A 22,638-nucleotide genomic window follows, 5' to 3' on the forward strand; every position below is an offset into this window, starting at 1 on the left:
AGCGGCCGGGCGCATGCGCCCGCCCCGCCCGGCCGTCACCCCAACGCTGCCCGCTTCAACGCCCGGGCCCGGCGGGCCACTTTCCGCAGGGCCCGGCTGCGCGGGATGAAAGCGAGCTGGGCGGGGACAGCCCCCGGCAGGGCCAGCGTGGTCAGACGGCGACGCTTGAAGTAGCGCCAGGTGCGGTCGTCCAGATGGTGCGCGAGGTAGCGCTCGGCCGCCGGACGCAGGTCCGGGTAGATCTGGGGCTGCATCGCGAAGCCCACCGCCGTGAGCAGCGGGGAGACACGCTCGGCCACCTGGTCCGCGGAGGGCGGCGACCACGCGCGTACGGCCTGCGCGTCGCCCAGGTCCGGCAGCAGCGCGTCGACCAGCGTCACCGGCACCCGATTGCTGTTCTGGTACGGGGCGAGCCGGTCCAGCAGCAGGTCCGTGCCGGTCCTGGCGACCGGCAGCCCGTAGAACGCGGCCGCCGTCAGCAGGGCCGTGGAGAAGCAGCCGACGACCAGTGCCGGCCGCATCCGCTGGTACAGCACCTCCGCGAGCAGGGATGCGCCCGACGCGCCGGAGCGGCCGGATCCCCGTTCCAGCACGGTCAGTTCGGCGCCCAACGCGCTCGCCTCGGCCACCATCGCGTGCGCCCACTGCTCCGGCGCGGTGGGATGCGGCTTGAACACCAGACGGGTGTGCCCGAGCGCGACGGCGCCCCGGATCATCCGCAGATGCAGTTCCTCCTCCTGCGCCGCCTCGATCAGTCCGAGCGCCGAGAGGTACTGACCCAGCAGCAGTGCGGGCGCCTCCACGGGCGGGACCTCGACCGGCATGTCGGCCAGTTCGGCGAAGACCTTCAGCAGGTGGTCCGTGCTCAGCGTCTCCGGCTCGACGCCGAACTCCGTGAGCAGCAACGGCTTCAGCCCCGGCACCAGATCGGGATGGAGCAGACGGCGCACCCGGGTGCCGATCAGCGGGTCGATCTTGTTCCTGGTCGGGCCGTAGCTCATCAGGCCGTCCGCGTACACGTCGATCGGTGCGGCTGTGAAGATCTGGCAGATCGACAGGGCCGGGCTGACCTGGATCGATTCGACGACCAGCTCGATACGGTCGTTGCCGAGTCCCCAGTGGAGGCGCAGATGGCGTTCCCACAGCGGCACGTCGTCCGCACGCGGTTCCCAGGCCCCGGGGTGGAAGGGTGCGATGGTCTCGTTCCATGACAGCAAGCCGTCGAAGCGCCCGCGCAGCGCCTCGAAGCCGGGCATCGTGTCGACGGACGGGGAAGTCTCCGGGATCGAGGCGTTGTTGCAGAGCAGGAGGAGCGAGCGGTCGGCGGCCTCGAAACGGCCGTCGTCCATCGCGGCGGCCAGCGTGGCCACGCCGTAGAGGGTGGAGGCGACGAAGATGCGCGTGGTGCGCACGGTGGTCCTCATGCGGCAGCGACCTCCTTCGTGGTCTGCGGCCGACGGCGCAGCCGGCGCAGCAGCGTCGCGCGCTGCCCGTCCATCGAGTCCAGTGCCTCGTCGAGTACCTGTTGCGGCATGCGCTTCAGGGCCGCCGAGCTGAGCGACTTCAATGTCCGGGCCACCGAGGGTTCGAACCTTTCGATCGAGCTGTTGTGATGAGAAATGACGGCGCAATAAGTCCGTACGGCCTTCGGCAGCAGGGTATCCGCGTCACGGTCATCGGCCGTTTCCCGTACGACCTGGTCGAACGCCCGGATGAAATCGAGTTGGCGTACGTCCCCGATCTGGGTCAGTGAGGTGGAAACCCCGCGCCGGTAGAAGAGCCCCAGCATTCCGATCACCGCGAAGGAATCCGCCTGCCGGTGCAGCCGCCAGATCCACGGCCGGTCCTCCGCCGTGCGCAGCCCGTCCGTGAAATGCAGCAGGCCGCGGTCCAGCAGCCGGCGGTGATAGATCCCGGCCCAGGCGTACGGATAGTCGACCATCGTGGACCGGGTGGCGGGCAGGATCGCCGCGCGGGGATCCAGGGTCACGTCCCTGAGGCCGTGCGGTGCGCGCTGCACGGTGCGCGCCCGGCCGTTGACCTGGACATGGTCCGTACGGACGAAGTCGCAGGCCAGGCTCTCGGCACGGGCCACGAGCTCGGTGTAGTAACCGGGCGCCAGCCAGTCGTCGCCGTCCAGGAAGGTGAGGTACTCGCCGCGGGCCGCGTCCAGACCGGTGTTGCGTGCGGTGGCCAGCCCGCCGTTCTGTTCGTGTCTGAGCACCACCACCCCCGGAATGTCCTCCTGGGCGCGGTGCAGAATGTCCGCCGTCCCGTCGGTCGAGCAATCGTCGACGAGGATGAATTCGAAGTCCTCGCGGGCGTTGGCCAGCAGACTTCTGAGGGTGTCGGGCGCGTATGTCTGCACGTTGTAGAACGGCACGATGACGGAGAGCTTAACCACCCGCGTCACGCTAGTTCCGGGCCGCGCATTCGTCCTGTCGGCTGTGCAGACGGTGGGTGAACGGCGCCCGTCGGATTCATGAACCGGTAGGCCCACAGGGGAATTCCTCTTCGCCTTTCAACGAGCTGGGCGGCCGGTTCGGCAATCGTCGGCGGGCTGTTAACCCTCTGTTGCGGTCGCGTTGGGCTGTCCACCCCCGGGCCTTCCTAACGTCTGGGACGTGCCCCCACGTACCGAAAAGACGACCGCCCTCCGGGTAGCCGTACTCGCCGACTCCGACACCCGATGGAAGTGGGGCGCGCTCACCGCGCGCCGGCTGACCACGGGCGACGGCGGCGCGCCCACGCCCCGCACGGAGATCAGCGGGCTGCTGCTGCGCGGCCGGGCGACCCCGACACCCCGCCAGCTCGCCGAGGTCGGCGACGTCGGCATCGACACCGACCGGGTGCGCGAGGTGACGGCCGTAGAGTTCCTGCACACCGTGCGCGACGAGGGATACGACCTCGTGGTCCTCGCCCTCGTCGGCGGCGCCGTCCAGGCGATGGTGCACGGCCTCGCCGCACTCCGGCTGCCCGCCAGGCCCGTCGTCGTCACGGGTTACGTCGGCGTCGTCTACGAGAAGCTCGCCGACGGACTGCTGCTGCGCCACGGCGCCGACGTCGTCCTCGCCAACTCCCGCCACGACGCGGACCGTTTCCGCGCGGTGTACGAGGGAGTGGGCGCCGACGCCTCGGCCGTCACGGAGGCCGCCCTGCCGTTCCTCGGCGGCGCCCCGCACGTCCCTGAACAGGGCCGCGACACGGTCGTGTTCGCCGCCCAGCCCTCCGTACCGGCCTCCCGCGCCGACCGTACGTACCTGCTGCGCAGGCTGGTCGAGCACGCCAGGCTGCACCCGCAGCGCGAGGTGCTCCTCAAGCTGCGCTCCAAGCCCGGTGAGCACACCACGCACATCGAGGAACTCCCGTACCAGCGCCTCGCCGAGAAGCTGCCCGGCGGACTCCCGCCCAACTTCCGGCTCGTGTACGGGCACATGGGCGAGGTCCTGGACCGCACCGACCTGCTGGTCACCGTCTCCTCGACCGCAGCCCTGGAGTCCCTGCACCGACGCATCCCCACCGCGGTCCTCACCGACCTCGGGGTGCGCGAGACCCTCGGCAACCACCACTTCGTCGGCTCCGGCCTGCTCACCTCCTGGGACCACCTCGACGGCGGCGGCCACCCGGAGCCCGACGCCGAGTGGCTGGCCGGCCAGGGCGTCGCCGCCGACGGCACCTACGCCACGGCCTACGACACCGCCCGCGCCCGGGTCACCGCACTGCTGGCGCAGGACCGGCTGCCGGACCTCGCGCCCTACTACACACCCGCCACCGCCCCCGGCTACCTCCCCGGCATCCTCGCCCGCCACCACCTGGCCCCCGACGGCCGGCCACTGCCCGGCGCCGCGGCGCCCGGGGAGACCGGCCGGGTCAGGGGAGCGGTGCGCGAGGCGGTCCGCGACGCGGCCCGGGGCGCGTACCGCCACGGCGTCCAGCGGGTCGCCCCGGTCATCCGACGGATGGGCGAGCTGTGAACACCACCACCGAAACTCTTCCTGGAGCAGCGATGACGCAGCCCACCGTGCTCGCCGTGATCCCCGCCCGCGGCGGATCCAAGGGCGTACCCGCCAAGAACCTCGCCCAGGTCGGCGGCGTACCGCTCGTCGTCCGCGCGGTCCGCGCCTGCCTGGCGTCGAGCGAGGTGACGGACGTCGTCGTGACGACCGACGCCCCGGCCGTCGCCGAGGCGGCCCGGGCTGCGGGCGAGGCGCTCGGCGAGACGGCCCGGCTGCACTGCGTCCAGCGCCCCGAAGCCATCGCGGGCGACACCGCGACCAGCGAGGCCGCCGTGCTGCACGCGCTGGACACCTACGAGGCGGAGCACGGCCGGACCGTGGACGTGGTCCTGCTCGTCCAGTGCACCAGCCCCTTCGTCGCCCGCGAGGACATCGACGGCGTCGCCGCCGCGGTCGCCAGGGAGGGCGCCGACACGGCCGTCACCGTCGCCCCCTTCCACGGCTTCCTGTGGCGGGACGGCAGCGCGGTCGAGGACCACAACTACGGCGTCAACCACGACAAGGCCGTCCGCCCCCGCCGCCAGGACCGCCCCGAGGACCTGCTGGAGACCGGCGCCGCGTACGCGATGGACGCGGCAGGATTCCGCACCCACCGCCACCGCTTCTTCGGCCACACCGCGCTGGTGCGCACCGACCCGGCCCGCGTCCTGGAGATCGACGACCCGCACGACCTGGCCCGCGCCCGCGCCCTGGCCCCGCTCCTGGACCCGGCACCGCTGCCCACCCGCGACGACATCGACGCGGTCGTCCTCGACTTCGACGGCACCCAGACCGACGACCGGGTCCTCATCGACTCCGACGGCCGCGAGACCGTCGCCGTCCACCGGGGCGACGGACTCGGCATCGCCGCCCTGCGCAAGGCCGGACTGCCGCTGCTGATCCTCTCCACGGAACAGAACCCGGTCGTCGCCGCCCGCGCCCACAAGCTCCGCGTCCCCGTCCTGCACGGCATCGACCGCAAGGACCTCGCGCTCAAGCAGTGGTGCGACGAGCAGTCCATCGCCCCCGAACGCGTCCTGTACGTCGGCAACGACGTCAACGACCTCCCCTGCTTCGCACTCGCCGGCTGGCCCGTGGCCGTCGCGAGCGCGCACGACTCGGTACGCGCCGCGGCGCGCGCCGTGACGACCACCCCCGGCGGCTTCGGCGCCATCCGCGAGATCGCGGCCTGGCTGCTCGGCCCCACCCTCACCACTCCCACCCCCACCAAGTAAGTAAGGAACACCCTCATGAGCACCTCCCGACTGCGCACCCTCGGCAACCGCACCGCCGGCCCCGGCCACCCCGTGTACGTCACCGGCGAGATCGGCATCAACCACAACGGCGACCTCGACAACGCGATCGCCCTGATCGACGTGGCCGCCGAAGCCGGCTGCGACGCCGTCAAGTTCCAGAAGCGCACCCCCGAGATCTGCACCCCGCGCGACCAGTGGGACATCGAGCGCGACACCCCCTGGGGCCGGATGACCTACATCGACTACCGCCACCGCGTCGAGTTCGGCGAGACCGAGTACCGGGCCATCTCCGAGCACTGCGCCGAGCGCGGCATCGACTGGTTCGCCTCCCCGTGGGACACCGAGGCCGTCGCCTTCCTGGAGAAGTTCGACGTCCCCGCCCACAAGGTGGCCTCCGCCTCGCTCACCGACGACGAGCTGCTGCGCTCCCTGCGCGCCACCGGCCGCACGGTGATCCTCTCCACCGGCATGTCGACACCGCGCCAGATCCGCCACGCGGTCGAGGTCCTCGGCTCGGACAACATCCTGCTCTGCCACGCCACTTCGACGTACCCGGCCAAGGCCGAGGAGCTGAACCTCCGCGTCATCAACACCCTCCAGCAGGAGTACCCCAACGTCCCGATCGGCTACAGCGGCCACGAGACGGGCCTGCAGACCACCCTCGCCGCCGTCGCTCTCGGCGCCGCGTTCGTCGAGCGTCACATCACCCTCGACCGCGCCATGTGGGGCTCCGACCAGGCCGCGTCCGTCGAGCCGCAGGGCCTGACCCGCCTGGTCCGCGACATCCGCACCATCGAGGCGTCCCTCGGTGACGGCGTCAAGAAGGTGTACGAGTCGGAGCTCGGCCCGATGAAGAAGCTCCGCCGGGTCCCGGGCGTCGTGGCGGAGAGCGGCGAGACGGCCCAGGCCGCCGAGCCGGTCGCGGTCTGACGGGCAGACCGGTGAACCTCGCCTTCGTCGAGAGCCCGGTCCAGCTCCTGAACGTCCTGGAGTGGGCCTACACAGAGGGAGGCGGCGGCCGTGTCGTCGCGGACGTCACCGTCGTCGTCCTCCCTCCGGTCGACCCGATGTCGCGCGGTCAGCTGCGCCGGATGGCGGAGCTGGCCCGCGACGAGGGCATCACCGTGCGCTGGCAGGAGGCGCGCGGCGACTCGGGCACCCCCCTGAAGTCGCTGCGCGCCCTCACCAAGCTCGTCCGCAACGCCGACCACGTCGTCATCGGGGACCCGTTCTCCCGCTACGTACAGCTCCTGCTCTCCCTGGTCCGCCCCCGCCGGCTCACCGTGGTCGACGACGGCACCGCCACCATGGAGTTCGTCGCCCTGCTGACCCGCGGCGAGCGCCTGGTGCGCTGGCACCGCCGTGGCGGAGCCGGCCCCCGCGACCTGGCCCTGGCCCCGGTCTCAGCCACCGCCCGCCGCCGCTTCACCCCGTCCGCGGCGCGCGAGGTCGAGCTCTTCACCGCGATGCCGGTGATCCCGCCGCCCGGCATCAGCCTCATTCCCAACACCTTCTCCTGGACCCGCTCCCGCTTCGGCCCGCCGCTGCTCACCAAGGGCGCGGACCTGGTCGGCACCTCGCTGGTGGAGACGGGGGTGGTCGACCGCGGTCAGTACCTGGAAGCGGTCGCGGCGCTGGCCCGTGCCCACGGCGCCACCCGCTACTTCGCCCACCGACGCGAGTCCACCGAGAAGCTCCACGCACTGGAGGCCGCCACCGGCCTGGAGATCGTCCGCCCCGACCTCCCCCTGGAACTCATCGCCCGCCGCGGCCCGATCGGCCGTACGGTCCTGAGCTTCCCCTCCACGGTGGTCCACACCCTGCCCCTCGCCCTGGCCGGCACCGAGGTGAAGGTCGCGGTCTGCGACATCGCCCCGGAGTGGCTCCGCGAAACGGCCTCCCCGAGGGCCCAGGGCTTCCTGGCCGGGGTCACGGAGACGGCCCGCGACGTCCAGCGGCTGGCGCCCTGGCGGGCGACGGCGGTCACGACGGAAGCGTGAACCGGCCGGGCGGGCCCGTCAGGGGCGCACCTTCGACAAGGTGCAGGACGTCCCCGGTGTGACGCCGCTGGTGTACACGGTGGTGCCGGCGCCGTTCCCGATGCGCCGAGGGCTGCGGGGCTGACGGGCCCGCGTGCGTGCGGTGCGGCGGTCTCGATGACGGGATCGCCGCGATCGCTCTGCCCCGGGGCGGTGACAAAGCGGACGAGTTTACCCGCGGTGGCAGGCCCTCACACACCGTGACGCAGTCATTTATTCGTCTATGTGGCTGAACTTTTCTTGTTTCATGGTCAGTTGGAGGGGGAAGGGCCTTACCCTTCACCAGTGAACCACTCGATGCCCCGCGATCGTGAAGCCCGGCCGCTCATGGAAGAGGCCCTGCCCGGCACGCTGTCCGAATCCCTGCGCGCCGAGCTCGTCGCCTTCCGCCGCGATCTGCACATGCACCCCGAGCTCGGCAACCAGGAGTTCCGCACCACCGCGGCCATCAAGGCCCGGCTGGAGCAGGCAGGCCTCGAGCCGCGGGTGCTCGCCTCCGGGACCGGGCTCATGTGTGACGTCGGGACGCGGGACGGAGCGACGCGGCCCATGCTGGCGCTGCGGGCCGACATCGATGCGCTGCCGATCCCGGACACCAAGGCGGGCGTCCCGTACCGCTCCACCGTGCCCGACCGGGCGCACGCGTGCGGGCACGACGTGCACACCACCACCGTCCTCGGCGCCGGCCTCGTGCTCGCCGAGCTCGACCGGCAGGGGCTGCTGCCCAACCCGGTGCGGCTGATCTTCCAGCCGGCCGAGGAGGTGCTGCCCGGCGGGGCGCCCGACGCGATCGAGTCGGGGGTGCTGGAGGGCGTCGGCCGGATCATCGGGGTGCACTGCGACCCCAAGGTCGACGTGGGCCGCATCGGGCTGCGGGTCGGCGCGATCACCTCCGCCTGCGACCGGCTCGAGCTGTCCCTGGACGGCCCCGGCGGCCACACCGCCCGCCCGCACCTGACCACGGACCTGGTCACCGCCGCCGCCAAGGTCGCCACCGAGGTGCCCGCGCTGCTGGCCCGCCGGGTCGACGCACGGGCCGGGCTCGCGGTGACCTGGGGCCGGCTGGAGACCGGGCACGCGTGCAACGTGATCCCGCAACACGCCGAACTGTCGGGCACGGTTCGATGCCTGGATCTGACGGCGTGGCGCGACGCACCGGACCTGGTGCACGCCGCGATCGACGAGGTGGCCGGAATGTACGGCGCGAAGACGGTGATCAACTACATCCGGGGTGTCCCGCCCGTGGTGAACGACGCCGCCTCGATCGATCTGCTCTCGGGTGCGATGTCCGCCCGCCGCGGTTCGTATGCAATCGAGGACACCGAACAGAGCCTGGGCGGGGAGGACTTCTCCTGGTATCTGGAGCACGTGCCGGGGGCGATGGCGCGTCTCGGAGTGCGTACCCCCGGCGACACGCGCGGTCTGGACCTGCACCGGGGCAACTTCGACGCGGACGAGGAGGCGATCGCCGTGGGGGTGGAGCTCTTCACCGCCTCCGCTCTGCTTCATGGCAACCATCCGTAACCGGACAGGTCGCCCCAGGTTCGCGACGATCCGATAACGGCTTCCGTACAGGGCTTTATCTGACATCTACGCGCGTTACGATCGCGGCGAAACCAGCGCCGGAAGAGGCGCTTCGGTCAGGTTTGAAGGAGCCTTCCCTTGCGCCGGGTATCCAAGATCACCGCCGCGTGTGCTGTCACCGCAGCTCTCGCGCTCACCGCCACCGCGTGCGGCAGTTCGTCCGACGAGGACACCAGCTCCGACTCGGGTCAGATGAAGATCGGCATGGCCTACGACGTCGGCGGCCGTGGCGACAACTCGTTCAACGACTCCGCCGCCCGCGGCCTGGACAAGGCCAAGGCCGAGTTCGACGCCCAGACGAAGGAGCTCACCGCCAAGAACGGTGAGACCCCGGCCGACCGCGAGCAGCGCCTGCAGTCGCTGGCCGAGGGTGGCTACAACCCGGTCATCGCCGTCGGCTTCGCGTACAAGGACGCGGTCGACAAGATCGCTCCCAAGTACCCGAAGGTGAACTTCGGCCTGGTCGACTCGGTCTCCGACGCGAAGAACGTCGCCTCGATCGTCTTCACCGAGGAGCAGGGCTCGTACCTCGCCGGTGTCGCGGCCGCGCTGAAGTCGAAGGATGGCAAGGTCGGCTTCATCGGTGGTGTGGACCTCCCGCTGATCAAGAAGTTCGCCGCCGGTTTCCAGCAGGGCGTCAAGGACACCAAGCCCAAGGCCACGGTGCAGATCCAGTACCTGTCCACCGGCTCGGACCTGTCCGGCTTCGGCAGCCCCGACAAGGGCAAGGCCGCCGCCAAGGGCATGCTAGACAAGGGCATCGACGTCATCTTCGCCGCCGCGGGCGGCTCGGGTGCCGGTGCGATCGAGGCCGTCGCGGGCCAGAAGGGTGCCTGGGCCATCGGCGTCGACTCCGACCAGGCCCTGGACCCGGCGCTGTCCAAGTACAAGGCGTCGATCCTGACCTCGGTCGTCAAGAACGTCGACACCGGTGTCTTCGACCTGGTCAAGTCCGTCAAGGACGGCAAGCCGCTGACCGGCACGCAGACGTACTCCCTGGCCAAGGGCGGCGTCAGCCTGACCACCACGGGTGACCACCTCACGGACATCCAGACCCAGCTCGACGAGGCGAAGAAGAAGATCGTCGACGGCACCATCACGGTCAAGACCACGACCTGATCAGTCCCGTTGATCGGGGCCCGGACGAGCGGCTTCGGCCGCCCGACCGGGCCCCGATTCACGTACCCCCGTCACGGGGGTCACCGGCCCCGGTCCGCCATCTGTGATCAAGTGGCCAACGATTCGGTGGCGCTACGCGCGTAGCTCCGGCTCGGGCGCGGTACCTTTTTCCGCCCCCCGCTCACGCCTTCCCGTCTCCGTCCCCACCGCCTCCGCCCTCCGCTCCTGCCAAGGAGAGTGCGCCATCAACGCGTCCAGCAGTCCTCATGCCGTGGAGCTCCGCGGCATCACCAAGCGGTTCCCCGGGGTCGTGGCCAACCACGACATCGACATCACCGTGCGCCGCGGTACCGTCCACGCTCTCGTCGGTGAGAACGGCGCCGGCAAGTCCACTCTGATGAAGATCCTGTACGGCATGCAGAAGCCGGACGAGGGCACCATCGCGGTGGACGGCGAACAGGCCACGTTCTCCAACCCGGGCGACGCCATCGACCGCGGCATCGGCATGGTCCACCAGCACTTCATGCTCGCCGACTACCTCACCGTCCTGGAGAACGTCGTACTCGGCTCCGAGAAGCTGTACGGCATCGGCGACCGGGCCCGCGCGAAGATCCGGGAGATCTCCGACGCGTACGGACTCGGGGTCCGCCCGGACGCCATGGTCGAGGACCTCGGGGTCGCCGACCGTCAGCGCGTGGAGATCCTCAAGGTCCTCTACCGCGGCGCCCGCACCCTGATCCTCGACGAACCCACCGCCGTCCTCGTACCGCAGGAGGTCGATGCGCTCTTCGACAACCTGCGCGAGCTCAAGGCCGAGGGCCTCACCGTCATCTTCATCTCGCACAAGCTGGGCGAGGTGCTGTCGGTGGCCGACGAGATCACCGTCATCCGGCGCGGTACGACCGTGGGCACCGCCGATCCGAAGCACACCACGACCAAGCAGCTCGCCGAGCTGATGGTCGGCAGTGAGCTGCCCTCGCCGGAGACCCGCGAGTCGACCGTCACCGACACGCCGATGCTCACCGTCGACGGACTGCGGCTGACCGCGACCGACCCGGACGGGGTGGTGCGTGCCGTGCTCGACGGCATCACCTTCACCATCCACAAGGGCGAGGTCCTCGGCATCGCCGGCGTCGAGGGCAACGGCCAGTCCGAACTCGTCGACGCCGTCATGGGCATGCGCACCCTCGACGCGGGCTCCCTCGCCCTGGACGGTGCGGACATCTCCCGTACGCCGACGCGCCGGCGCCGCGAGAACGGCATGGCCGTCATCCCCGAGGACCGCCACCGGCACGGACTGCTGCTGGAGGCCCCCCTCTGGGAGAACCGCATCCTCGGCCACGTCACCGAACGCCCCAACAGCAAGGGCGCCTTCCTCGACCTCAAGGCGGCCCGCGCCGACACGGAGCGGATCGTGCGCGAGTACGACGTGCGCACCCCCGGCATCGAGGTCACCGCGGCCTCGCTCTCCGGCGGCAACCAGCAGAAGCTGATCGTCGGCCGCGAGATGAGCCACTCGCCCAAGCTCCTGATCGCCGCGCACCCCACCCGGGGCGTGGACGTCGGCGCGCAGGCCCAGATCTGGGACCAGATCCGCGAGGCGCGCCGCGAGGGACTGGCGGTGCTGTTGATCTCCGCCGACCTGGACGAGCTGATCGGGCTCTCCGACACCCTGCGCGTCATGTACCGCGGCCGGCTGGTCGCGGACGCCGATCCGGCCACCGTCACCCCCGAGGAACTCGGCTCGGCGATGACGGGCGCGGCCAGCGGCCACCTCGAAGCGCCGGAGGAGCCCCCGGCATTGGAGCCCCCGGCCCCGGGGAAGTCACTCGCCCCCGACGACCCGGCCGCCGACCGCACCGACACCGACCCCCGGAACGGGGGAGAGGACCGATGAAGAAGATCGACAAGGAGCGGCTGCTCCTGGGGATCGCGGCCCCCGTACTCGCGATCGTGGTCGCCTTCCTGGTGACGGCACTCGTGCTCGCCGCCACCGGCAAGGAGCCGTTCAACGCCTTCGGCATCATGTTCGACTACGGGGTGAAGTCGGACAGCCAGGTCTACATCCTGAACAAGGCGACGACGTACTACCTCGCGGGTCTCGCGGTGGCCATCGGCTTCCGGATGAACCTCTTCAACATCGGCGTCGACGGCCAGTACCGCCTCGCCGCATTCTTCGCGGCGGCGCTCGGCGGTGCGCTGACCCTGCCCGGAGCCCTCCAGATCCCGCTGATCATCCTCACCGCGATGATCGTCGGCGCGATGTGGGCCGGAATCGCCGGTGTCCTCAAGGTCACCCGGGGCGTCAGCGAGGTCGTCTCGACGATCATGCTGAACGCCATCGCGACCGCGATCATCGGCTATCTCCTCCAGCAGAACCGCCTCGGCCACCTCGACGAGGCCGGCACCAAGATCTCCACCAAGCCGCTGCCGGAGTCCTCGCACTTCTTCGAGTTCCCGACCACCCCGACGCCCATCTGGGGCTTCATCGTGATCGCGATCGTCGCGGGCATCGCCTACTGGTTCACGCTCTCGCGCACCCGGTTCGGCTTCGACCTGCGCACCGTCGGCCAGTCCGGCTCCGCGGCCGAGGCCAGCGGCGTGAACGTCAAGAAGATGGTCGTCACCTCGATGCTCATCTCGGGCGCCGTGGCCGGCCTGATCGGCATGCCGACCCTGCTCAACGACAGCTACGAGTACAGCGGCGACTTCCCGGTCGGCATCGGCTTCACCGGTATCGCCATCGCCCTCCTCGGCCGCAACCACCCCATCGGCATCGCGCTCGGCGCCCTGCTCTGGGGCTTCCTGGAACGCGGCACCGGAAAGCTGGAGTTCGAGGGGTACGACAAGGAGATCGTCGGCGTGATCCAGGGCGTCATCGTCCTGTGCGTCGTCATCGCCTACGAAGTCGTCCGCCGCTACGGACTCAAGCGCCAACAGAGCAAGGTCGGCGCGGAACTCGCCGCACAGGCCGCCCGTAACTCCGACCAGCAGGAGGTGTCGGCGTGACCGTCACGGCGACTTCCACCCCGCCCCCCGCGGCCCCCAAGGTCTCCGGCGGCAAGGGCGGCCGCACCCGCCTCTCCTTCCCCGTCGTCCTGCTGATCATCGCGGGCGTCCTGCTCGCGCTGTCCGCGGTGCGCGCCATCACCGGCGCGCAGGACGTCACCTCGGCCGGACAGATCAGCGCGGCCCTCGCGATGGCCGTGCCGATCGGCCTCGCCGGTCTCGGCGGCCTCTGGTCCGAACGCGCCGGCGTGGTCAACATCGGCCTCGAAGGCATGATGATCCTGGGCACCTTCTTCGGCGCCTGGGCCGGCTGGCAGACCAACGCCTGGCTCGGCGTCCTCGCCGGTGTCCTCGGCGGCATGCTCGGCGGACTGCTGCACGCGGTCGCGACCGTCACCTTCGGCGTCGACCACATCATCTCCGGCATCGCGATCAACATCCTGGCGCTCGGCTTCACCACCTACTTCGCCAAGCTGTGGTTCAACTCCGGCGAAGCGGCGGCCAAGGGCGGCTCGCCGAAGCAGTCCCCGCCGGCCGACGAGATCACCTCGGTGACGATCCCGGGCCTCTCCGACTGGCTGCACTCGGTCGAGAAGCACCACTGGTTCTTCGTCTCCGACCTGGCCGGTGTCATCGGCGGTCTGGTCACCAACGTGTCCCTGCTGACGATCGTCGCCGCGATCCTCTTCGTCGTGACGTTCTTCATCCTGTGGAAGACCGCCTTCGGCCTGCGGCTGCGCTCCTGCGGCGAGAACCCGGTGGCCGCCGAATCGCTCGGCGTGAACGTCTACACGTACAAGTACATCGCGGTGATCGTCTCCGGCGGCATGGCCGGACTCGGCGGCGCCTTCCTCTCCCTGGTCACCTCGCACATCTACAACGAGGGACAGACCGGCGGTCGCGGATACATCGGCCTCGCCGCGATGATCTTCGGTAACTGGCGGCCCGGCGGACTCGCCATGGGCGCCGGCCTGTTCGGCTTCGCCGACGCGCTCCAGCTGCGCAACGGCGGCGAGTCCGTCCACGCGCTGCTCCTGCTGCTCGTGGTCGTCCTGGCCGGCATCGCCGCCTGGAAGCTCTACCGCAAGAGCTTCGTGCAGGGCGTCGTCAGCGCGGTCATCGCCGCCGCCGTGCTGGTCTGGTACCTCGGTACGGACACCGTGCCCACCGAGTTCGTGAGCGCCACCCCGTACGTCGTCACCCTGCTCGTCCTCTCGCTCTCCGCGCAGCGGCTGCGGATGCCGAAGGCGGACGGCATGCGCTACCGCAAGGGCCAGGGCAAGTGACACCCACGGCCGGCGCGGACGCCGCCGCCATCGCCGGGGCCGACTGGGACGCCCTGCGGGCCGCCGCCCGGGACGCCATGTCCCGGGCGTACGCGCCCTACTCCGGCTATCCCGTCGGCGTCGCCGCGCGCGTCGACGACGGCCGCACGATCGTCGGCTGCAACGTCGAGAACGCCTCGTACGGCATCGGGCTGTGCGCCGAGTGCGGTCTGGTCTCCCAGCTGCACGCCACCGGCGGCGGCCGGCTGACCCACTTCACCTGCGTGGACGGCTCGGGCGAGATCCTGGTGCCGTGCGGCAGGTGCAGGCAGCTGCTGTACGAGTTCGGCGGACCGGAACTCGTCCTGGAGACACCGGACGGTTTCCGCACGCTCGACGAGATGCTGCCCCAGGCCTTCGGGCCGAGCCACCTCGGCTAGGGTTTTTCGTTTGGATCAGGCCCGAGCCCGCGAGCCCGGCATGATCCAAACGAGAGGCCCCAGCTGCCCGCCGGACGGGCCCGCACGCAGCGGGCCCGTCCGGCGGCCCTCTTCTTCTCTATGCGCGTAGAGTCAACGGGACTCATGCGTACGTACCGGCCGGAAGGACTCCAGGACATGGACGCCATCTCCGTCATCCGCACCAAGCGGGACCGAGGCGAGCTGACCCCCGAGCAGATCGACTGGGTCATCGACGCGTACACCCGCGGTGAGGTCGCCGACGAGCAGATGTCCGCGCTGGCCATGGCGATCCTGCTGAACGGCATGAACCGCACGGAGATCGCCCGCTGGACCGCCGCCATGATCGCCTCCGGCGAGCGGATGAACTTCGACGCGCTCTCCCGCCCCACCACCGACAAGCACTCCACCGGCGGCGTCGGCGACAAGATCACCCTGCCCCTCGCCCCGCTGGTCGCCGCCTGCGGCGCCGCCGTGCCGCAGCTCAGCGGACGCGGCCTCGGCCACACCGGCGGCACGCTCGACAAGCTGGAGTCCATCCCCGGCTGGCGCGCGCACCTGTCCAACGCCGAGATGCTGAACGTCCTCGACACCACCGGCGCGGTCATCTGCGCGGCGGGCGACGGCCTCGCCCCCGCGGACAAGAAGCTGTACGCGCTCCGCGACGTCACCGGCACCGTCGAGGCCATCCCGCTGATCGCCAGCTCGATCATGTCCAAGAAGATCGCCGAGGGCACCGGCGCACTCGTCCTGGACGTCAAGGTCGGCTCCGGCGCCTTCATGAAGACCATCGAGGACGCCCGCGAACTGGCCTCCACCATGGTCGCGCTGGGCACCGACAGCGGAGTACGCACGGTCGCCCTCCTCACCGACATGGCCACCCCTCTCGGTCTGACCGCGGGCAACGCCCTGGAGGTCCGCGAGTCCGTGGAGGTCCTGGCCGGCGGCGGCCCGCAGGACGTCATCGACCTCACCCTGGCCCTCGCCCGCGAAATGCTGGACGCGGCCGGACTCAAGGACGCCGACCCGGAGAAGGCCCTCGCGGACGGCTCCGCGATGGACGTCTGGCGCCGGATGATCTCCGCCCAGGGCGGCGACCCGGACGCCATGCTCCCGGTCGCCCGCGAACAGCACCTCGTCAGGGCCTCGTCCTCCGGCGTCCTGACCCGTCTGGACGCGTACGACATCGGCGTCGCCGCCTGGCGCCTCGGCGCGGGCCGCGCCCGCAAGGAGGACCCGGTCCAGGCGGGCGCGGGCGTCGAGCTGCACGCCAAGCCCGGCGACGAGGTGACGGCCGGCCAGCCGCTGCTGACGCTGCACACGGACACCCCGGAGAAGTTCGACTACGCGCTGAAGGCGCTGCCGGACGCATACGAGATCGCCCCGTCGGGCACACCGTTCGCCGCCACCCCGGTGGTGCGCGAACGCATCGCGTAACCGCGCCCGCCGACGCGAACGGCCCGCCGGGACGGTGAGAACCGTCCCGGCGGGCCGCTGTCGTGCGGGGCGGCGCCGGCCGCTTTCTGTCTTCCGGCGGCTACTCGGGCTACTTGCCGAAGTAGGCGTCGTAGATCGCCACCGAGGACTTGTTGCCCTTCTTGTCCGTGACATCGGCCTTGAAGGAGAGCGACTTCTTCTTCGCCGGGTTCTTCACGGAGATCCTGCCCTTTGTGACCGCGGTCTTCTTCCAGGTCTTCCCGGCGTCGTAACTGACGTACACCGTGAGCGACTTGAGGTTCTTCCCGGCGGCCGCGCCCTGCACCGTCACCGGCACGGACACGGACTTCCCGGCCTTGGCCGTGCTGTCCAGCGCAACCTCGGGCGTGAAGCGGACCATGGAGACCGGCAGCCCGGCGAATTCCGAGGTCCGGCCGGACCGGAAGGTCCAGCTCGCGTCGATCCGGGTGGAGACGGAGGCGACGTCGGAGCCGCGCCGAACCGACGTGGTCAGCCGGTAGTCGGCGGCAGCGGCCGGCACGGTGATGGGCACCTCGCCCGCCAGCGGGTCCTCGTTGCTGGTGAACACCTTGCCGTTGCGGTAGAGCACGGTCTTCACCGAGCTGTAGGTGGAGCCGCCGGCGTTCCGGTGGCCGTCGGCGACCAGCGGCAGCGACCCCGTGAGTTCGTTGCCGTCACGGAAGACCCCGAAGTCGGCGTTGACGTAGGGCCCGAACACCGCGGTGTTCACGGTCCTCGCGTACGTCCTGCGCGCCTGGACGGACTGCGGGGCACCGAGTGAGTACGAGGCGTCGGCCCGCGGGTAGCCGTCCTCGTCGGGCGCGCCGTTCTGGCTGAAGTCGAAGCCCCACCGCACCTGGTCGGCGGTGGACACATAGGCGGTGGTGGTCGACGGCAGCTTCTGGGTGGTGATGGCCGCCCAGCCGCCGAGTGCGCCGGGCAGATCGCTCAACGCGGCGACGTCGCCGGTCTTGCCCGTGACGGATGCACCGGCGCGGATCTTGAACCTGGCCAGCTGACCGCCGGTGAAGGCGCGGTGGTAGCCGGTCGCCGCCCGGCTCACCGGGCCGCCGACCGCGATGTCGTAACGGGTCGCCGCACCCTTCGTCCAACTGCCGTACCAGCGCTGGGAGAGCTGGATGCCGGTCGTCTTCGGGCCGAGGTGCGCGGTGCGCAGCGGCTTGTACGAGTCGAGCAGCCAGCCGTAGCCGTAGGAGATGTCCGCGGTCTCGAACTGGAGGTCGGGCGAGGCGAGCACGGACTTCGTGCCGGTGGCCGGAACGGTGATGTCCACCGGCTTGGCCAGCCGCGCGTCGAAGGTCACCGTGGTGTTCCTGGTGAGGTTCAGGTGGGGCTGGGTGAGCCAGTCGACGCCCTTGTCGTAGTCCTCCGGGTCGCCGTACACCGCCGAGTTCAGTACGTACCCGCCCTTGGGGACGCGGAGCTTCGCCGTGCCGTTGACGACCTCGGGGGACTCCCACACGCCGATCGCGGCGCCGTCGATGCCGAAGACGTCGCCCGTGGTGTACGGGGCCGGCTTGCCGTCGCGCCCGATGGTCCTGAGCGTGAGGTCGTACGACTCGCGCTCGCGAGCAACGGCGGCCGCGGTGCGGACGGTCTGCCCGCCGCCGGTCGCGACGACGTACGCGGAGTAGTCGCCGTCGGCCGTGCCACCGAGCTTGGTGTTGACGGTCAGCGGCACCTCGGCGGTGCCGCCCGCCGGGACGGTCACGCTGGTCGCGCCGAGGGCGAAGAAGCCGGCCGGGGCGGGCTTGCCCGTCGGGCCGGTGCCCTGGACGGTGAGCGCGAGCGTGACATCGGTCGTGCCGAGGTTGCGGTACGACACCTTCCTGGTGACCGGCACGTCATCGGTGTGCGGCCACTGCTGGAGGCCGAAGCTCACCGAGACCGGGTCGGCGACGACGGACTGGGTGATCGCCCGGTCGACGGCGATCCGGCCCGAGCCCTGCTGGAAGGGGGTGTACGTGCCCGGCTTCGTGGAGGCCGCGAGCGCGCCCTTGAGCTCGGTGTACTTCCACTCCGGGTGCTGCTGCTTGAGGAGCGCCGCGGCGCCCGCGACGTGCGGGGTCGCCATCGACGTACCGGAGATCGTCAGATAGCCCGGCGGGTTCTGGCCGACCTCCTGGTCGATGACGGAGCCGGGTGACGCTGCCGCCGTGATGTCCACGCCGGGAGCGGTGACATCGGGCTTGATCGCGCTGTCGCCGATCCGGGGGCCCCGGCTGGAGAAGTCCGCCAGCAGGTCCTGGTCGTCGACCGCGCCGACGGTCAGCGCGGAGTCCGCGCTGCCGGGGGAGCCGACCGTGCCGGCCCCGTCGCCCTCATTGCCCGCCGCGATGGCGAAGAGCACGCCGCTGGAGGCGGAGAGCTTGTCGACCGCAGCCTCCAGCGGGTCGATCCCCGGGGTGTCGGTGCCGCCGAGGCTCAGGTTGATGACGTCGGCGCCCTGTGCGACCGCCCACTCCATGCCGGCCAGGATGCCGGAGTCCTCGCCGAAGCCGTCGTCGTCGAGCACCTTGCCCTCGAGGAGCTTGGCGTCGGGTGCCACGCCCTTGAACTTCCCGCCCGACTTCGCCCCCGTACCGGCCGCGATCGAGGAGACGTGGGTGCCGTGACCGAAGTGGTCCTTCGTGTCGGGTGCCCCGGAGAAGTTCTCGGACGCGAGGATCTGGCCCTCCAGGTCCGGGTGGGTGGCGTCCGCACCGGTGTCCAGGACGGCGATCTTGACGCCCTTACCGGTGTAGCCCGCCTTCCAGGCGGTCGGGGCGCCGATCTGCGGGACGCTCTTGTCGAGGCTCGCCCGGCGCACACCGTCCAGCCACACCCGGTCGATTCCGGCGGCCGTGGTCCGCTGGGCGCTGCCCGACGGCTTGCTGGTGAGCGCCTGCCAGATGGACCGGGCGTCCTCCCGCGGGGTCGCCACGGACTGGGCGTTCAGCGACTTCAGCATGGGTCCGACCCGGGTGTCGCCGGCGTCCTCGACCTCGGCCTTCGCGGCCGTGGCCCCGGTGCCCCGGTAGGAGACGATCAGCTTCAGGCCCGACTTCTGCGCCCTGCGGTTCTCCGCCCGGTTCAGCTCCGTGACGTCGAACAGCCGGAGGTCCAGCTTTCCGGAACTGATCAGCCGGTGTGCGTCGGCGGGGACGAGCAGAGTGTGCCCGTCGCGTATCTGCCGCTGCACGGGTATGTGCTCGCGCCCCGCCGCGGGACGGAAGGCCACGACCCGGCCCTTGGCGTCCACCGTGACGCGGTCGCCGGTGATGAGCGTCAGCTGATGCCGGGTGCCGGACAGACTGTCCGCCGGCCGTGACGGGCTGCTGTCGCGGGCCACGGCCGGGGTGGTCAACCCGGCCGCGAGCGCCACGGCGGCCGCCGTGGCGACGGTCGAAACACACGCTCTTCTCACGTGTTTGCGCAACTCTCCCCCTGGAGAATCAGGCGGCCCCGGAGGGCCACTGGGCAGTCGGCTCCGATGCGTGCACCGGCGCCGGCTGTTTCACCCATGGAGAGGGGGGATTTGACCGAATGGGTTCACAGCAGGCACACAGATGAACGGAGTTGGCGGATCTTCACTGGCTGTCAGTCGTCTGTCGGCCGGTCCCGCGAGACGGGGGAGCGGCCGTGACGAGAGTGGCCGGCGAGGTCCCTGGGCAGCTCGGGGCACCGGGGCGCCCCGGGGAACCAGAGAAGAGGGCGCTGGGTCCGGCGGGAAGCGGAGAGCGACGGTGCGATGAGTTTCGGCCGCCGGACCGGTCTCCCAGATGTGGATGCCATGACCCCGATCGTTCTCACCGTCTCCGGACGCCTCACCCGGTCCGCCGCCCCCGGCCTCTGCGCCGAGCTGGAGGCGCTGCTGACCACCGCGGATGCGCAGGTGACCTCGGTGGACTGCGACGTGGGCGACCTCGTCCAACCGGATCTGGCCGCCGTGGAGACGATCGCCCGGCTGTCGCTGGTCGCGCGCAGGTCGGGCGGCCGGCGGCTGCGGCTGCGCCGGACACCTCCCGAACTCCGGTTGCTGCTCGATCTGGTGGGACTGGACGCGGTGGTCGGCGTCGTCGATCAGGAGGCCGATCACGAGGGGGCGCGGCGGGCCCCGGAGTGAGCGGGCAGCTGCCGGCTCACTCCGGGACCGCGAGGGCCCCCACACCCTTCGGTGTGGGGGCCCTCGCGTACCCGGCCTCATGGGGGTCAGTACACCTATTGATCCGCCTCGCCCCAGCCGTCCCTGACGACCACCTTCGGGCATGCGACGGCGGACAGCCGGGCGCCGCCGTGGACCGCCCCCGAGGGTGCGCCGCCGGGAAACGCCGACAGTGCGGGAGGCGCGGACGGACCGGCCGTGGACCCGGACCGCGCTCGGGCCTGATCGCAGACATCGGCGTACGCGCCCTCCGGCTGCGGACCGGGCTCCGCCGCGGAGCCCGGCGGCGCGACGGGGCCTGGCCCCGACGTGGCAGCCGGCTCACCCAGCCACTGCGTGACCCCCCAGCCGGCGACCGCGAGCACCGCCCACCCGGCCATCAGCCCCCGCACCAGCCGGGGCCTCACGCGGCATCGGCGTCCAGGTGGTCGGGCAGCCCGAACAGCGGGAACCAGCGCGGGGTGTCCAGGAAGCAGTGCATCCCGGTGATCGCACCGTCCGAGATGTCGATGACCTGCACCGCCCACGGCACGAAGCCCGGTCCGTCCGGATTCGGCTTGTAGTGCGCGAACGCCGGGGTGCCGTTCGCGGACGTCGCGACCAGCCGGGAGCCCTCGCAGGCCGCGCCGATGGACGTCATGAAGCCCGCGATGTCGTCGTGTCCCTGGAGCCAGAGGTCGAACGGCGGCATGGTCATGACGGCGTCCTCATGGAGGAGCGCGGTCAGCGCCTTCATGTCGTATCCCTCGAACGCCGCCACGTACCGCTCGAGCAGCTTGCGCTGCTCCTCGTCGAGCGGGTTCGCCGCGTCGGCGGCGGCATCGCCCTGGTGATCGGTCAGCGTCGCGCGGGCCCGCTGGAGCGCGCTGTTGACCGAGGCGACCGAGGTGTCGAGCAGCTCGGCGACCTCGCTCGCCTTCCACGCGAGCACCTCGCGCAGGATCAGCACCGCCCGCTGCTTCGGCGGCAGATGCTGGAGCGCGGCGACGAACGCGAGCCGTACCGACTCGCGCGCGACGGCGGCCTCGGCCGGGTCCGCGACCGACGGAAGGATCCGCCCGTCCGGCATCGGCTCCAGCCAGGTGTTCTCCGGAAGAGGATTCAGCGCGGCCTGCGCGAGCGGGGTCGGGCCGGACAGGTCGACCGGCCTGGCCCGCTTGTTGCCCGCGTTCAGCATGTCGAGGCAGACGTTCGTCGCGATGCGGTACAGCCAGGACCGCAGCGACGAACGTCCCTCGAACTTGTCGAAGCTGCGCCAGGCACGCACCAGCGTGTCCTGGACCGCGTCCTCCGCCTCGAAGGCCGAGCCGAGCATCCGGTAGCAGTAGCCGGTCAGCTCGACCCGGTGACCCTCCAGACGGCTGTCGATATCGGTCGTCGTCGCCGTCAGATCACTCATCGCTTCACTTCACCCCTGTTGCGCTGTGACACCGCTCACTCCAGCACTTCGGAAGCTACCGCAGGCCACTGACAACGGGGGCGAGAAGAGCAGAAGCGGTCACGTCCCGAGCTTGCGCCCGTACACGTACACGTCGTCGCCGTTCTTCAACAGATTCCAGTAAGACTTCGCGTCGGCGGTGCGCATGTTGACGCAACCGTGCGAGCCCGGCGGGTTCCACATCTTCACGCCCACCGCGTGGAAGGCCTGCCCGCCGTCGAAGAACTGGGAGTACGGCATCGCGACGTTGTAGATCGACGAGACGTGGTTCTTGTGCTTCCAGTAGATCTTCTTGGCCCCGGTCCGGGTCTCGTACCCGTCCCGCCCGGTCCGCACCGGCACCGGCCCGAACTTCAGCTTGCTGCCGTCCTGGATCCAGGTGATCTGCCGGGTGAGGTCGACGCACGCGATGCGCCCCTTGTTCGTGGGGCACTTCTTCGCCTTGTTCGGGGTCTTCCCGGCCGCCTTCTGGGCGGTGAGCGTCTGCATGGTGCGCCAGGTGATGGGCCCCGCGTAGCCGAGGGTGGGCGTGACCCCGTACTTGCTCTGGAACGACCGGATCGCCTTGCAGTCGGCGGCCGACTGCTTCCCGTCCACCTTCAGGTGCAGGTACTTCTCGGCCTGCTTCTGGTACGGCCCCTTGGACGCCGTGCACGACGCCGCCTGGGCGGTGCCGCCGGTGCCGAGCACGAACGCCGGTATCGCGGTCAGACCGGCGACGGCCAGCGCCAGCCCGCGCCGCGTCCGTACGCTCCGCATGTTCCCCGTGACTCTCATGTAAACCCCAACTCCCCTTCGCGCGCAGTGCGGTGCTTCCGCCTGCTAGACGCGCGTCGGGGAGTGGATGGTTGT

Annotated in this window: 18 protein-coding genes; 12 read left to right on the top strand and 6 right to left on the bottom strand. The window is 70.8% G+C overall.

Features of this window, described 5'->3' with window-relative positions; all coding sequences use genetic code 11:
• Positions 1-35: 35 nt before the first annotated feature.
• The gene (locus tag SH922_RS24845; protein WP_393060054.1) at positions 36-1,424 is read right to left on the bottom strand and encodes a polysialyltransferase family glycosyltransferase; all 1,389 of its coding nucleotides are present in this window, start codon (positions 1,422-1,424) and stop codon (positions 36-38) included.
• Complete coding sequence (locus tag SH922_RS24850; protein WP_393060055.1) at positions 1,421-2,404, bottom strand: glycosyltransferase family 2 protein; 984 nt, start codon at positions 2,402-2,404, stop codon at positions 1,421-1,423. The genes SH922_RS24845 and SH922_RS24850 overlap by 4 nt, the downstream gene beginning before the upstream one ends.
• A gap of 220 nt (positions 2,405-2,624) precedes the next feature.
• Between SH922_RS24850 and SH922_RS24855 the strand changes: the two genes are divergently transcribed.
• The 11 genes from SH922_RS24855 to SH922_RS24905 all read left to right on the top strand — a co-directional run bounded on the left by SH922_RS24855 (position 2,625) and on the right by SH922_RS24905 (position 16,162).
• On the top strand, positions 2,625-3,974 hold the full coding sequence (locus tag SH922_RS24855) for a DUF6716 putative glycosyltransferase (protein WP_393060056.1): 1,350 nt from the start codon (positions 2,625-2,627) through the stop codon (positions 3,972-3,974).
• 32 nt (positions 3,975-4,006) lie between these two features.
• Positions 4,007-5,230, top strand: coding sequence for a cytidylyltransferase domain-containing protein (locus tag SH922_RS24860; protein ID WP_393060057.1), 1,224 nt, complete (start codon positions 4,007-4,009; stop codon positions 5,228-5,230).
• 15 nt (positions 5,231-5,245) lie between these two features.
• On the top strand, positions 5,246-6,181 hold the full coding sequence (locus SH922_RS24865) for an N-acetylneuraminate synthase family protein (protein ID WP_393060058.1): 936 nt from the start codon (positions 5,246-5,248) through the stop codon (positions 6,179-6,181).
• A gap of 11 nt (positions 6,182-6,192) precedes the next feature.
• Positions 6,193-7,251: a hypothetical protein gene (locus tag SH922_RS24870; RefSeq protein WP_393060059.1), complete on the top strand. Its 1,059-nt coding sequence runs from the start codon at positions 6,193-6,195 to the stop codon at positions 7,249-7,251.
• A gap of 336 nt (positions 7,252-7,587) precedes the next feature.
• Entirely contained in the window at positions 7,588-8,814 is a 1,227-nt protein-coding gene (locus SH922_RS24875; protein ID WP_393063682.1) for an amidohydrolase, read from the top strand.
• 138 nt (positions 8,815-8,952) lie between these two features.
• A complete protein-coding gene (locus SH922_RS24880) occupies positions 8,953-9,993 on the top strand; it encodes a BMP family protein (protein ID WP_393060060.1) in 1,041 nt (346 codons plus the stop codon).
• A gap of 271 nt (positions 9,994-10,264) precedes the next feature.
• Positions 10,265-11,890, top strand: a complete 1,626-nt coding sequence (locus tag SH922_RS24885; RefSeq protein WP_393060061.1) for an ABC transporter ATP-binding protein — start codon at positions 10,265-10,267, stop codon at positions 11,888-11,890.
• Positions 11,887-13,002, top strand: a complete 1,116-nt coding sequence (locus SH922_RS24890; protein ID WP_393060062.1) for an ABC transporter permease — start codon at positions 11,887-11,889, stop codon at positions 13,000-13,002. The genes SH922_RS24885 and SH922_RS24890 overlap by 4 nt, the downstream gene beginning before the upstream one ends.
• Positions 12,999-14,288 carry an ABC transporter permease gene (locus SH922_RS24895; protein WP_393060063.1) on the top strand — a complete coding sequence of 430 codons (1,290 nt, stop codon included), beginning with the start codon at positions 12,999-13,001 and terminating at the stop codon, positions 14,286-14,288. Before SH922_RS24890 ends, SH922_RS24895 begins: the two co-directional genes overlap by 4 nt.
• Positions 14,285-14,707: a cytidine deaminase gene (locus tag SH922_RS24900; protein WP_393060064.1), complete on the top strand. Its 423-nt coding sequence runs from the start codon at positions 14,285-14,287 to the stop codon at positions 14,705-14,707. The genes SH922_RS24895 and SH922_RS24900 overlap by 4 nt, the downstream gene beginning before the upstream one ends.
• A 177-nt stretch (positions 14,708-14,884) precedes the next feature.
• A complete protein-coding gene (locus SH922_RS24905) occupies positions 14,885-16,162 on the top strand; it encodes a thymidine phosphorylase (protein ID WP_393060065.1) in 1,278 nt (425 codons plus the stop codon).
• 109 nt (positions 16,163-16,271) lie between these two features.
• Here SH922_RS24905 and SH922_RS24910 read toward each other — a convergent pair whose 3' ends face one another.
• Positions 16,272-19,610, bottom strand: a complete 3,339-nt coding sequence (locus tag SH922_RS24910) for a S8 family serine peptidase (RefSeq protein ID WP_393060066.1) — start codon at positions 19,608-19,610, stop codon at positions 16,272-16,274.
• 366 nt (positions 19,611-19,976) lie between these two features.
• Between SH922_RS24910 and SH922_RS24915 the strand changes: the two genes are divergently transcribed.
• Positions 19,977-20,309, top strand: coding sequence for an STAS domain-containing protein (locus SH922_RS24915; protein WP_393060067.1), 333 nt, complete (start codon positions 19,977-19,979; stop codon positions 20,307-20,309).
• 95 nt (positions 20,310-20,404) lie between these two features.
• On the opposite strand, the gene SH922_RS24920 is transcribed toward SH922_RS24915, so the two are convergent.
• The 3 genes from SH922_RS24920 to SH922_RS24930 all read right to left on the bottom strand — a co-directional run bounded on the left by SH922_RS24920 (position 20,405) and on the right by SH922_RS24930 (position 22,563).
• Positions 20,405-20,755: a hypothetical protein gene (locus tag SH922_RS24920; RefSeq protein ID WP_393060068.1), complete on the bottom strand. Its 351-nt coding sequence runs from the start codon at positions 20,753-20,755 to the stop codon at positions 20,405-20,407.
• Entirely contained in the window at positions 20,752-21,747 is a 996-nt protein-coding gene (locus SH922_RS24925) for a sigma-70 family RNA polymerase sigma factor (RefSeq protein ID WP_393060069.1), read from the bottom strand. Before SH922_RS24925 ends, SH922_RS24920 begins: the two co-directional genes overlap by 4 nt.
• A gap of 99 nt (positions 21,748-21,846) precedes the next feature.
• Positions 21,847-22,563 (bottom strand): L,D-transpeptidase family protein, encoded by a 717-nt coding sequence (locus tag SH922_RS24930; protein WP_393060070.1) that lies wholly within the window; start codon positions 22,561-22,563, stop codon positions 21,847-21,849.
• Between the last annotated feature and the right edge of the window lie 75 nt (positions 22,564-22,638).

This window comes from Streptomyces sp. LN549 (assembly GCF_043203805.1).
In the GTDB taxonomy this organism is placed as follows: domain Bacteria; phylum Actinomycetota; class Actinomycetes; order Streptomycetales; family Streptomycetaceae; genus Streptomyces.